The sequence below is a fragment of the Streptomyces purpurascens genome, assembly GCF_045040895.1.
GTDB classification, from domain to species: domain Bacteria; phylum Actinomycetota; class Actinomycetes; order Streptomycetales; family Streptomycetaceae; genus Streptomyces; species Streptomyces purpurascens.
Window position 1 is genome coordinate 780,095 of the sequence record NZ_CP108341.1, and the last position, 11,381, is coordinate 791,475.

The 11,381-nt window shown below is 71.6% G+C and carries 11 protein-coding genes and 1 pseudogene; 4 read left to right on the plus strand and 8 right to left on the minus strand.

Features of this window, described 5'->3' with window-relative positions; genetic code table 11:
• Positions 1-64: 64 nt before the first annotated feature.
• Positions 65-1,573 (plus strand): MFS transporter, encoded by a 1,509-nt coding sequence (locus OHU35_RS03585; protein ID WP_405504586.1) that lies wholly within the window; start codon positions 65-67, stop codon positions 1,571-1,573.
• Positions 1,574-1,686: 113 nt separating this feature from the next.
• Here OHU35_RS03585 and OHU35_RS03590 read toward each other — a convergent pair whose 3' ends face one another.
• The 8 genes from OHU35_RS03590 to OHU35_RS03625 form a co-directional block, all read right to left on the minus strand.
• Positions 1,687-1,986: a hypothetical protein gene (locus tag OHU35_RS03590; protein WP_405504588.1), complete on the minus strand. Its 300-nt coding sequence runs from the start codon at positions 1,984-1,986 to the stop codon at positions 1,687-1,689.
• A gap of 162 nt (positions 1,987-2,148) precedes the next feature.
• A complete protein-coding gene (locus tag OHU35_RS03595) occupies positions 2,149-3,264 on the minus strand; it encodes a hypothetical protein (RefSeq protein WP_229873002.1) in 1,116 nt (371 codons plus the stop codon).
• Positions 3,265-3,358: 94 nt separating this feature from the next.
• The gene (locus tag OHU35_RS03600) at positions 3,359-4,786 is read right to left on the minus strand and encodes an NtaA/DmoA family FMN-dependent monooxygenase (RefSeq protein ID WP_189725075.1); all 1,428 of its coding nucleotides are present in this window, start codon (positions 4,784-4,786) and stop codon (positions 3,359-3,361) included.
• Positions 4,787-4,807: 21 nt separating this feature from the next.
• Positions 4,808-6,010, minus strand: coding sequence for an LLM class flavin-dependent oxidoreductase (locus OHU35_RS03605; RefSeq protein ID WP_189725074.1), 1,203 nt, complete (start codon positions 6,008-6,010; stop codon positions 4,808-4,810).
• A 103-nt stretch (positions 6,011-6,113) separates the two neighbouring features.
• Positions 6,114-7,061 (minus strand): glutathione S-transferase C-terminal domain-containing protein, encoded by a 948-nt coding sequence (locus OHU35_RS03610; RefSeq protein WP_189725073.1) that lies wholly within the window; start codon positions 7,059-7,061, stop codon positions 6,114-6,116.
• A 139-nt stretch (positions 7,062-7,200) separates the two neighbouring features.
• Complete coding sequence (locus OHU35_RS03615; protein ID WP_267944210.1) at positions 7,201-7,326, minus strand: hypothetical protein; 126 nt, start codon at positions 7,324-7,326, stop codon at positions 7,201-7,203.
• Between the two features lie 110 nt (positions 7,327-7,436).
• The gene (locus OHU35_RS03620) at positions 7,437-8,354 is read right to left on the minus strand and encodes an LLM class F420-dependent oxidoreductase (protein WP_189725072.1); all 918 of its coding nucleotides are present in this window, start codon (positions 8,352-8,354) and stop codon (positions 7,437-7,439) included.
• A gap of 202 nt (positions 8,355-8,556) precedes the next feature.
• A complete protein-coding gene (locus tag OHU35_RS03625; protein ID WP_189725071.1) occupies positions 8,557-9,117 on the minus strand; it encodes a TetR/AcrR family transcriptional regulator in 561 nt (186 codons plus the stop codon).
• 81 nt (positions 9,118-9,198) lie between these two features.
• Here OHU35_RS03625 and OHU35_RS03630 point away from each other — a divergent pair, with 81 nt between their 5' ends.
• From OHU35_RS03630 to OHU35_RS03640, 3 genes and pseudogenes are all read left to right on the plus strand, one after another.
• Entirely contained in the window at positions 9,199-10,392 is a 1,194-nt protein-coding gene (locus OHU35_RS03630) for an FAD-dependent monooxygenase (RefSeq protein WP_405504592.1), read from the plus strand.
• A gap of 58 nt (positions 10,393-10,450) precedes the next feature.
• A pseudogene (locus OHU35_RS03635) lies at positions 10,451-10,664 on the plus strand (AraC family transcriptional regulator); the annotation flags it as partial.
• A gap of 128 nt (positions 10,665-10,792) precedes the next feature.
• Positions 10,793-11,302: a DinB family protein gene (locus tag OHU35_RS03640; protein ID WP_189725069.1), complete on the plus strand. Its 510-nt coding sequence runs from the start codon at positions 10,793-10,795 to the stop codon at positions 11,300-11,302.
• The last annotated feature ends 79 nt before the right edge of the window (positions 11,303-11,381 follow it).

Genomic DNA, 11,381 nt, shown 5'->3' on the forward strand with positions numbered 1-11,381 from the left:
CCGTCCCACACCGCACCACCACCGGACGTCCGATCCCCTGCCCCGCATCCTCTGGAGTTCCGTCATGCCCAAGACCTCCACCGGCACGGCCGGCGCGGCCACCGTGTCCGCACTTCCGTCCGCCGGCCCGCCATCGCCTCATCGCTGGTGGATTCTCGCCGTCATCGGACTGGCCCAGCTCATGGTGGTGCTGGACGGGACGATCGTGAACATCGCGCTTCCCTCGGCCCAGAAGGACCTGGGCTTCTCCGACGGGGACCGGCAGTGGGTCGTCACCGCCTACGCACTCGCCTTCGGCAGCCTGCTGCTGCTCGGCGGACGCATAGCCGACCTGTTCGGCCGGAAGATGACCTTCCTGGTCGGCCTGGTCGGCTTCGCCGGAGCCTCCGCCCTCGGCGGCGCCGCGGGCAGCTTCGAGGTGCTCATCGTCGCGCGTGCCGCGCAGGGTCTGTTCGGTGCCCTGCTCGCCCCGGCCGCCCTGTCCCTGCTGACCACGACCTTCACCGACGCCAGGGAACGCGCCAAGGCCTTCGGCGTGTACGGCGCCATCGCCGGCGCGGGCGGGGCGATCGGCCTGCTCCTCGGCGGCTTCCTGACCGAGCACCTCGACTGGCGGTGGACCCTCTACGTCAACCTGGTCTTCGCCGCTGCCGCCTTCGTCGGCGGCATGCTCCTGCTCCAGCGCACCACCCGCGACAGGAGCGCCACCATCGACATCCCCGGCGCCGTCCTCGTCTCCGGCGGCCTGTTCTGCCTGGTCTACGGCTTCGCCAACGCCGAGAGCCACGACTGGAGCTCCGTGCGGACCTGGGGCTTCCTGGTCGCCGGCGCCGTCCTGCTCGCCGCGTTCACCTGGTGGCAGACCCGCTCCAGCCACCCCCTGCTGCCCCTGCGTGTCCTGCTCGACCGCAACCGCGGCGCCTCCTTCATCTCCATCCTGATCACCGGCGCCGGCATGTTCGGTGTCTTCCTCTTCCTCACCTACTACCTGCAGCAGAGCCTGGGCTACACCCCCATCAAGACCGGACTGGCCTTCCTGCCGATGGTCGGCGCGCTCATGCTGTCCTCCACGCTCGCCTCCACCGTGCTGATCCCCCGCGTCGGCCCCAAGGCGGTCGTGCCGCTGGGCATGGGCCTCGCCGCGGCCGGCATGGTGTGGCTGACCGGTCTCGGCCTCGGCAGCGGCTACGCCACCGACATCCTGCCCCCGCTGATCGTGGCGGGACTCGGCCTCGGCCTGGTGATGGCCCCGGCCATGAGCCTGGCCACGGCCGGGGTGAAGACCGAGGACGCCGGTGTCGCCTCCGCCGCCGTGAACACCATGCAGCAGGTCGGCGGCTCCCTCGGTACGGCCCTGCTCAACACCCTCTCCACCAGCGCCGTCACCGACTACCTGGCCGGCCTGAACCCCAAGGACCCCGCCGTCCTGGCGCAGGCCGGTCTTGAGGGCTACTCCACCGCCTACTGGTGGTCGGCCGTCTTCTTCGCCGCCGGTCTGGTCATCAGCGTCATCCTCTACCGGCGTGGGGTACCGGCCACGGATCCCGACGCGGCGCCCGTGGTGCACATGTGAGGTCCGGTCGGGGCGTTCCGGCCCCGACCGAACCCGAGCGGCCCGCCGGACGACCGGCGGGCCGCTCGGGTAAAGGTGGGCTACTTCGCCTCGGCGCCTACGCCGGCCCGAAATCAGGAGCCGTAGTAGGGGTTCGCGGCGATGTACCCGGTCTCGCACTCGTCGGGTGTTCCGGGCGCGCTGCGGCACAGGGTCAGCGTGAGGCTTCTGATGCCGCTCGTGTCGGTCGCGGCGATGTTGTGGGAGTCGGCGGTCGTGCCGCAGCCGTCGGTGTTGCGGTTGTCGCTCAGACGGCGGACGGCGCCGGAGCCGGTCCGGAGGGTGAGGGTGGCGTGGACGGAGCGGTCGTCGCAGGTCTGGTCGGCGACGGCGAGGGCGCCGTTGTGGAAGGAGCTCCGGTCGACCCAGGTCACCTGGATGCGGGTCCGGTCTCCCCAACTGGTGGTGATGTCGCCACTGGTGGTGTCCGCCCAGCATGTCGTGTCAATCCTCGACCGCTCCGGGCAGTCGCTTCTCGCGAAGGGCCGCCAAACGCGTGAGCGGTTCGGGAGGAGAGCCTGGCGCGGAGACCGCCGCTACCCGCGTTGGTCAGGGCGCCGCCACTCGCGTCCGCCGTCGCGCGAGATCCAGAGTCCTTCGCCCTCCACCAGGTCGTACGTCGCCGTCGTCGCGTCCGCGATGCCGTAGAGCGTCGTGCCGTCGACGGTGAGCGACGTGAAGGTCGCCGGTGTCCTCAGCTCGTGAAAGGAGCTGTTGGTGCGGTCGGCGGCGAGCCAGTAGCGGCCGCCTTCCTCGCCGACGAGCAGCCGCCCGTCCGTGAGCAGCTCCAGGACCAGCGACTCGGGGCCACGCTTCAGATCCGCCCAGGGAATGCCGGCGGCGAGGACCGTCTGCCAGTGGTCGCCGCCGTCCGTCGTCATCAGCAGGCCGCGTACGCGCTCGCCCCGGGTGAGGGACAACGCCGCGGTGCCGCCCCGTGCGGCGAGGACGCCTCCTGCGTACCGCTTCGGTACGGCCGTGGAGCCCAGGGTGCGCCCGTCGCGCTGCCGTACGACGCGGTCGGGGTCCTCGGTCAGGGGTTGGATCAGGCTCCAGGTCGTGCCCCGCTCGTCGACGGCGAGTCGGATGGCGTCGTCCGGCACCCCGGCCGGGGGCGCCACGGTGCGCGTGGCGGGGCGGTAGACGAGGGTCGGCTCCAGTTCGGCGAGCAGGAGGTCGCCGGGGCGGGTGCGCTGCGGTGTCTCGGTGACGAGGACCTTGTGCCGCTTGCCGCGGACGTCGAGGGCGTACGCTCCCTCGGCCCCCTCCCCCGGCGGCACCCGGACGAAGCCCCCGCGCACTCCCTTGAACACGGCCGGTGCCGCCTCCGCGTTGGTGTGTTCCGCGTGCTCGGCGACCGTACGGCCGTCAGGGCCGACGATGCGCCAGGCGGTGGCGGCCGGCCCCTCGTCGTCCTCGACGTTGCCGGCGTCGTACGTCAGGAGCAGCGAGCCGTCGTCCGCGCGGACCACGCCGGTGGGTGCGCCGGCCGCCTCGATGACGTCGGCGGGGCGGGGGTGAGGGTCTTCGATGACGCGCTGGTACGTCGTCTCGCGGTCCCCGGTGCCCCGGGAGGCCCCGGCGGGTGTCCCGTCGTCGGAGCCGCCCGCGCCGCATGCGGTCAGGGCCAGTGCCGCAATCGCCGCGGCCATGAGCCCGACCGGCCGCCTCACGGGTCTCCTCGGACACGCCATTGGCACATCCTCACATGAAGGGACGGTCACGGACCTCAGCGGTCGGGGGACTTCATGACGCCGCTCGCCGGAGCTCCGGCTCCGCCCGGCCGTCGGGGTGGGCCAGGCCGAGGTGGTCGCGGAGCGTGGTGCCCGTGTAGTCGTGGCGGAACACACCGCGCTCCTGGAGCAGCGGGACGACGGTGTCGGCGAACTCGTCCAGGCCGCCCGGGGTGATGTGCGGGACCAGGATGAAGCCGTCGGCGGCGTCCGCCTGGACGAAGGCGTTGATGGTCTCGGCGACGGTGGCCGGGGAGCCGATGAACGACTGGCGGCCGGTGGTCTCGATGACCAGCTCGCGGATCGACAGGTTCTCCGCCTCGGCGCGCTCGCGCCACTGCCTGGCGACGGCGATCGGGTCGCGGAACATGCGGACGCTGGCCCGGCCGGGGGCGATGGTGTGCTCGCCGGGGTCCGGGTCGATGTCGGGCAGCGGGCCGTCCGGGTCGTAGCCGGAGAGGTCCCGGTTCCAGACGTGTTCGAGGTACTTGATCGCGGTCTGCCCGCTGACCTGCTGGCGTCGTACCTCGTGCGCCAGTTCCCGCGCCTCGGCGTCGGTGTCGCCGAGTACGAAGGTTGCCGCGGGAAGGATCAGCAGCTGGTCGTGGGCTCGGCCGTGGCGGGCCAGTCGTCCCTTGACGTCGGTGTAGAACTCCCGGCCGGCGTCCAGGGTGCTGTGCCGGCTGAAGATGGCGTCGGCGCTCGAGGCGGCGAACTCACGGCCCTCGTCGGAGTCGCCCGCCTGGAAGATCACCGGGCGGCCCTGCGGGCTGCGCGGCACGTTGAACCGGCCCGCTATGTCGAAGTGCTGCCCGCGGTGGACGAAGGCTCCGGCTTGCGCGTCCTTCAGGAAGATGCCGGATTCCCGGTCGGCGACGATCTCGTCGCCGTGCCAGGAGTCGAACAACTCCGTGGCGGTGGCCAGGAACTCCTTGGCCCTGGAGTAGCGCTCCTCCTGCGGGAGGAAGCCGCCGCGCCGGAAGTTCTCGCCGGTGAAGGCGTCCCAGGAGGTGACGACGTTCCAGGCGGCGCGTCCGGCCGACAGGTGGTCCAGGCTGGCGAACTGACGGGCCACCTCGTAGGGCTCGTTGAAGGTGGAGTTGATGGTGCCGGTGAGGCCGATGTGTTCGGTGACGGCGGCGAGGGCGGTCAGGACGGTGAAGGTGTCGGGGCGCCCCACCACGTCCAAGTCGTAGATCTGACCGCCCTGTTCGCGCAGCCGCAGCCCCTCGGCGAGGAACAGGAAGTCGAACTTGGCGCGTTCGGCGGTCCGCGCGAAGTGCGCGAACGAGCTGAACTCGATATGGCTGCCCGCCTGTGGGTCGCTCCATACGGTGGTGTTGTTGACGCCGGGGAAATGGGCCGCGAGATGGATCTGCTTCACGGGCTTGCCCGTCGTCGCCCTGCTCGTGTCCGGTGTTCCGGTGGTCGGTTCGCTCATGGTCGTAGAACTCCTCCGGCTTCAGGCTGCGGCATAGCGGTTGGCGGGGCGGGCGAGCCCGAGCAGCCCGCGCAGGGTGTCCGCCTCGTAGGCGCGCCGGAAGGCGCCTCGGCGTTGGAGTTCGGGTACCAGACCACGGGTGACCTGCTCCAGGTCGTGGCCGATCACTCCGGGGCGCAGCCGGAAGCCGCTCAGGCCGGCCCGGCGGCGCTCCAGCAGCAGGTCCGCCAACTGCCCGGACGTGCCGGTGAAGATCTCGGCGTCGCTGGTGTACGGGTAGCCGGCCAGGCCGTCCAGCCGGGCCTTGCGGTCCGCCGCCGCCGTGGGGTCGTCGTCCAGGAACACGACCAGGTCACCGAAGATGTGCAGCGGCTCCTCCGCCCGGCCCGCCTCGGCCTGGGCGGCACGGATCTCGGCGACGACGGCCCGGGCCTGGTCGGTGTCGTGCGGCGTGACGTACCCGATGTCGGCCGCACGGCCCACCAGTTGATACGGCACGCTCTGGTGCGCGAGCGCGCTGACGACGGGCTGCCCCTGCGGCGGCCGGGGGGTGATGGAGGGTCCCTTGACGCTGAAGTGCCTGCCCTCGAAGTCGATGTAGTGCAGCTTGTCCCGGTCGATGAAGCGCCCGGTGGCGACGTCGCGGATCTCCGCGTCGTCCTCCCAGCTGTCCCACAGGCGGCGTACCACCTCGATGTGGTCGGCTGCCTCGTCGAAGAGGTCGGTGACCAGGTCCCGGCCGGCCGGGCTGTCCCAGTCCTCGGCACGGAGGGGCGGGAAGGCACGGCGGCCGAAGTGCGCGGCCTCGTTCCGCCGTGCCGACACCTGGACGCGCAGGCCCGCGCGGCCGGTGCTGACGTAGTCCAGGGTGGCGATCGCCTTGGAGATGTGGAACGGCTCGGTGTGCGTGGCGACCACGGTCGGCACCAGCCCTATGTGCCGGGTCAGCGGTGCGACCCGGGCGGCGACCAGTACGGCGTCCAGCCGGCCCCGTAGCTGGTCGGTGCGCCCGTCCGGCTCTGTGAGGTGCGACGACTGCGGCCCGAGCGCGTCCTCGAACGTCACGAAGTCGAGCAGGCCGCGTTCGGCCTCCGACACGAGGCCGGCCCAGTAACCGGCGGTGAACACGTCGTGGGGCCGGGCGCCCGGCTCACGCCATGCCGCCGGGTGCCAGCCCGTGCCGTCCAGCGCCACGGCAAGGTGAAGAGGGGGAGGTGCGGACACGAAGAGGGTGCCTTCCAGGTCGGCCGTATGTGATCACCAGCCCTCCCGAGGAGGGCACGGAGCCCGCCACGTTCCGGTATGGCGGGCCCCATGTCGTCGCAGATTAGGCGGAGTTGGGCGGACGAAGGTGGAGGGCGTATTGCGGTTCCATGAAACCGTTCGGGCCCTGCCGAACGGGCCCCTCCGCGATGTGGACGGCCCAGTCGAGGATCTGTACCGCCGCCCCCGCGGCCTCCAGCCCCTGGCAATGGGCGTGGTGCCTGCGGGCGATGCCGTCGAGGTCGAGATGGCGGCCGAAGGCGGGGTGGGCGGCAAGCCGTCGGGCGTAGGTCCACAGGTGCGGATGGTCGGCGATGCGGTGGACCGCGGCGGCGTCCAGGTGCAGCCGGTGCACGGTGTCGAGCTGGACCAGGGCCACCCACAACCGCACGTCGGCGGCGGTCAGTTCATCGCCGAGGACGAAGTCCTGGTCGGCGAGGCGCCACTCCAGCGAGCCCAGGACCCGGAGGAGGGAGCTGAGGGCGGTGTGGCGCGCCGTGGCGTCGGTGTCGGCCTGTCCGGCGTGCTGTGCGGCCTCGTTGATGTTGTGGTCACAGAGACGTTCGACGGCCTCTATCTCCTCCTCCGCGCCGTGCGGGTAGAGGACGGGCCGGTCGGTGCCGTCGTCGCCGAAGTGCCGGGCCAGGTCCCGGAGGATGTGGGAGGAGTGGGTGGTGACGATCCGCCCGGTCCAGGTGTCGCTCAGCACCGGTGCGAGGGCCGGCCCGGGATGCCGGTGCGAGCTGGCCTCGTACAGGGGGCTCAGGGCGGAGTGTCCGCCGTCGGGCAGGTCGGGGAGGGCCGGCAGCAGCACGACCGGGAGGGTGTCCTCCAGGCCGAGCAGGCTGTGGGTGATGGCGATCCGCAGACAGTGGGGGCAGGACGGCGAGAGGTGGAGGCGGTAGCGGCGCGGCGCGGCGTAGTAGCCGCTGTTGGCGTCACAGCCGATCCTGCCCCGGAACGGCGGCGGTGAGGGGAGGGACGGGACGGTGGTCAGGGGTGCGGCGGGCATGTGTCTCCCTGGGTCCGGGTCCGGCTTCTGGTTCTGGGGGATGCGGCGGGCAGGCGGCGCACATGGGGGGACGGGTGCGCGGCGGCGTCGGCGCATACCCGTGCGCGGCGGGGGTGCGGTGCCGGTGGGCGCCGCCGGTTCAGCGGAGGGGGCTCGCCGCGCTGCAGACGCGCAGGAGATCGATGTGCCGGCGGGAGGTGAGGAGCAGGGACCACCGGCCCGCGCGCAACGCGCGGTCGGCGGGCGGCTCCAGTCGCTCCATCATTTCCTACCGATGCACTAGGAATCTCTGCTCTGGAGTGTCAGGCGGCTTTCCCGCCACGTCAAGAGGGCCTGCATCTGCCCCGGCTCCTCCCCCTCCCCCTGCCCGGTGCCTCAGCCGTTCGCCAGCTCTCCGAGGAGCTTCCAGGTGCGGCGTCGGTCGGCCTCGGTACCCAGGTCCGTCGTGGTGAAGACCACCTCCGTCGCTCCGGCCTCCCGGTATCGCGCGACCTCGGCGGCGACGGCCTCCTCGTCCCCGATCACGGCCTGGTCGACGGCCCGGGTGCCACCGGACAGTCCGATGACGCGCTGGTAGGACGGAAACCGCTCGTAGAACGCGAGCGCCTCGGTCGCCTTCTCCCGCACGCCCTCTGCGTCGGCGGTGACCACTCCGGGAACGAACGCCACGATGCGGGGCGCGGGGCGGCCGGCCGCCTCGGCCGCGGCGGTGACGGCGGGGACGATGTGCTCGACGAGGGCACGCGGGCCGGCCAGGTACGGAAGGATGCCGTCCGCGAGTTCACCGGAGACGCGCAGCGCCTGCGGCGCCATGGCCGCGACCAGCAGCGGCACGGGCGGTTCGGCACCCGGCACCGCGCCCGGCAAGGGGGTGGTGGCGGTCAGCAGCTCTCCGTGGAAGTCGGCGCTGCCCGTTTCGACGAGTTGGCGCAGGGCGGTGAGGAATTCCCGGAGCAGGCGGATGGGGCGCTCGTGCGGGATTCCGAAGCCGGTCTCCGTCAGGTACTTGGTGCCGAGCGCGAGCCCGAGGTGGTAGCGGCCGCGGGTCGCCGCCTGGGCGGTCTGGGCCTGGCTTGAGATGAGGAGCGGATGGCGGCCGAAGACGGGGATCGCGGAGGTCCCCACGTGCAGCCCGGGTACCTCGCGGCCGACGATCGCGGCCAGCGTGGGTGAGTCGTAGGCGAAGGTCTGCCCGAACCACGCGGAACGTAATCCGGCTTCGTGGGCTTCCCGCGCCAGCCGCACGGTGCCGTCGATCTCGTGGTGAAGGGGAAGCGCTACTCCGATGGTCATACCCGGGGCAACCGGCCCGCTCTCGACCGGCATTCCTGCTCGCGCATGACAAGCTCATGACCGCTTTGTAACGGGGTTTCCTTCTGACGGCTCGGCTACTTCCGGGCCATGCAGCGATCCGCTTCGTAAACCTCGGGCGCTCCGGCGTCAAGGGCAGCCCGCTGTACCCGGGGACCGGTTTCCCGTGGCCGTACGGGGCGTTTCATCGCAACGCCGTCATCACCAGCCCCCGGATCTCCTGTTCCGACACTTTTCCTCCGCCGCTCACCAAGCGGTCGAAGACCAGCCCGTCCACGCAGGTCAGCAGAGTGACCGTACGGTCCTCGGGGTCCGGGAGGCCTTGCGCGGCCAGGAAGTCCCGTACGACCTGCCGCCCCGCGTTCTCGCGCGCCACGAGGATCTCCCGCAACTCGGGGTGGCGCACGCTCTCGAGGGCGCACGCGTAGCGCGCGAGGGAACGCCGCCGTCCGTCTCCGGTGAGCCGCCGCTCGACGAAGCCGGCGATCCCGGCCACCAGTTCCTCGGCATGCTGCGGCATCGGTGTCTGCTCCCCGATCTCCTGGAGTTCGGTCTGGTCGAGTGCGACCAGGCGCCGGACCAGTGCGGTGAGCAGTGCCTGGCGGGTGCGGTAGTAGGCGGATGTGGTGCCGGGCGGCAGGTTCGCCGCCCGGTCCACGGCACGGTGGGTCAGTCCTCGTATCCCGCTCTCGGCGAGCACGGCGATGGCCGCGTCGGCGAGGAGGGTGCGTCGGTCGGTGGACACCCCTCCTTTCTACACCTGTAGAGAGTCGGAGTACTCTTCTTCTACACCTGTAGAAGAAGAGTGAACGGGGGCGGGCCAGGCATGGGCGGCAGTGCGGTGGTGGTCGGGGCGGGCATCGGCGGGCTGGCCGCCGCGATCGGCCTGCGCCGGATCGGCTGGGACGTGACGGTCGTCGAACGCGATGGCGTCCTGGCCGACGTGGGCGCGGGCATCTCCCTGCACGCCAACGGCATCCGCGCCCTGGACGTCCTCGGCGTCGGCGAAGCGGTACGCGCGGCCGCCCGGCCCCAGTACACCGGTGGTACCCGCACTCCCGACGGCAGGTGGCTGGCGCGTATGGACGGGGCCGTGCTCGAACGGGAGCTGGGCACGCCGATCGTCGGTATCCCACGAGCCGTACTGCACCGCCTGCTGCGTGCGGCGCTGCCTCCCTCGTGTCTGGTCATCGGATCCGAAGTGGCATCCGTCGACCGCTCAGGCCCCGGCCGGGTCCGCGTGCCGGTCACCGACGGCGTCCAGGACGCCGACCTGGTCGTGGCTGCCGACGGTCTGAACAGCCGGCTGCGCGGACAGTTGTTCCCCGGCCGGCCCGGCCCCGCCTACAGCGGATCGACGGTCCTGCGTGCCATCACCGAGCATCCGGTGTCGTTGCGCACCGACTTCGAACTGACCTGGGGGAAGGGAGCCGAGTTCGGCCACATCGCCTTCACCGACGGCCGGGCCGAGTGGCACGCTGTGCTCAACTCGCCCCCGGGCATACGGCATCCGGACGCCCTCGCCGCGCTGCGCCGGCGGTTCGGTGACTGGCACGACCCGATCCCCGCGTTGCTCGACGCCACCCGGCCGGACGCCGTCCTGCACCATGACATCCACGAGCTGGCAACGCCCTTGCCGGCCTTCGTCGAAGGCCGGGTGGTCCTTCTCGGCGACGCCGCCCACGCCATGACCCCGAACCTCGGCCAGGGCGCCTGCCAGGCCCTGGAGGACGCGGCCACCCTGGCCGCCGCGCTCGCCACCGAACCCACGGTCGATTCGGCGCTGGCCCGATACGACGCCGAGCGCCGCCCCCGCAGCCAGTCCGTGGCCCGGGCCGCCCGCCGGGCCGGCCGGATGGGCCAGCAACTGACGCATCCGCTGGCCGTCGCCCTGCGCAACGCGGCCCTCCGTCTGGCCCCCTCCCGCGCGACCGTCCAGGCCATCCTGCGCCACGCCGACTGGACGCCACCGAGCCTGGAACGCACCGGGCCGACCAGAGACGCGGGCACGCGGCCTTGATCCAGTGCGGCGGCCGCTTCTCCACGTGGTCAGCGCTGAAGGGACGTGAGGAAGTCCGAGCCGGCCCTTCGTCGAAGCCACAGCGTCACTGTGCTGGACACTCCGTTCCACGCCGAGGGGAACATCGCCACGGCGGGCGGCTGCCTGACGTCCCAGTCGGGGAGGACACCGCACGCGGCGTCCTCGACCACGTGGCACCGGTCGGCCAGAAAGGGGAAACGGTCGAGCGCGCACTACGTGCCGTCCAGAAGAGCGAGGCCGCACTGCGCTGACTGACACCCCGCGGTCAGCCTTTGCCAGTGGGCAGCCGACGGGCCCTTCCGTCCAGGGGACGCGGCGCGTGCGGGCCCCTGTTCAGGTCCCCGCACGTCGAGAAGCCGAGCAACCTATCGTTGCGGTCATGGTCTTCCAGGCGACGACAGAACCCACCGTCTTCCACGCGGCGTTCCGCGATCAGTTCGAGATCTTCCTCGATGAGCATCGATCCGCGCTGCACGACAGTCTCAACGGGCTGACCGAAGAACAGGCGCGCCGCTCGCTGGTCCCGTCCAAGACCACGCTGCTCGGCCTGGTCAAGCACGCCACGTTCGTCGAGAAGGTCTGGTTCGACGAGGCGATCACCTGCCGGTCTCGCAGCGAGATCGGCATTCCCGACACGCCCGATGAGTCGTTCGACCTCCACGACGACGACACGGTCGCCTCAATCCAGAGTGCCCATCAGCAGGCGTGCGCGGCGTCCCGCCGAGCCACGGAAAAGCTGACGCTGGACGACCTCGTCCGGGGCAACCGCCGGGGCCCACTGCCCCTGCGCTGGGTCTACCTCCACACGCTGCGCGAGCTGGCCCAGCACTGCGGCCACGCCGAGATCCTTCGCGAGCAGATCCTCAGCGACACGATGCGCCACAGCTGATCCGGAGCGCCGACCTGGGCGCCACCCCCGGGTCCCGTAGGGTCAACATCGTTGCACCGCGAGGGACTTGGGAGGCGGA

Bases quoted from the DNA above. Each gene is read 5' to 3' on its own strand.
- OHU35_RS03620 (WP_189725072.1), bottom strand. From the start codon at position 8,354: ATGACCATCGGAGTAGCGCTTCCCCTTCACCACGAGATCGACGGCACC.
- OHU35_RS03615 (WP_267944210.1), bottom strand. From the start codon at position 7,326: ATGATGGAGCGACTGGAGCCGCCCGCCGACCGCGCGTTGCGCGCGGGC.
- OHU35_RS03600 (WP_189725075.1), bottom strand. From the start codon at position 4,786: ATGAGCGAACCGACCACCGGAACACCGGACACGAGCAGGGCGACGACG.
- OHU35_RS03585 (WP_405504586.1), top strand. From the start codon at position 65: ATGCCCAAGACCTCCACCGGCACGGCCGGCGCGGCCACCGTGTCCGCA.
- OHU35_RS03640 (WP_189725069.1), top strand. From the start codon at position 10,793: ATGGTCTTCCAGGCGACGACAGAACCCACCGTCTTCCACGCGGCGTTC.
- OHU35_RS03610 (WP_189725073.1), bottom strand. From the start codon at position 7,061: ATGCCCGCCGCACCCCTGACCACCGTCCCGTCCCTCCCCTCACCGCCG.
- OHU35_RS03595 (WP_229873002.1), bottom strand. From the start codon at position 3,264: ATGGCCGCGGCGATTGCGGCACTGGCCCTGACCGCATGCGGCGCGGGC.
- OHU35_RS03630 (WP_405504592.1), top strand. From the start codon at position 9,199: ATGGGCGGCAGTGCGGTGGTGGTCGGGGCGGGCATCGGCGGGCTGGCC.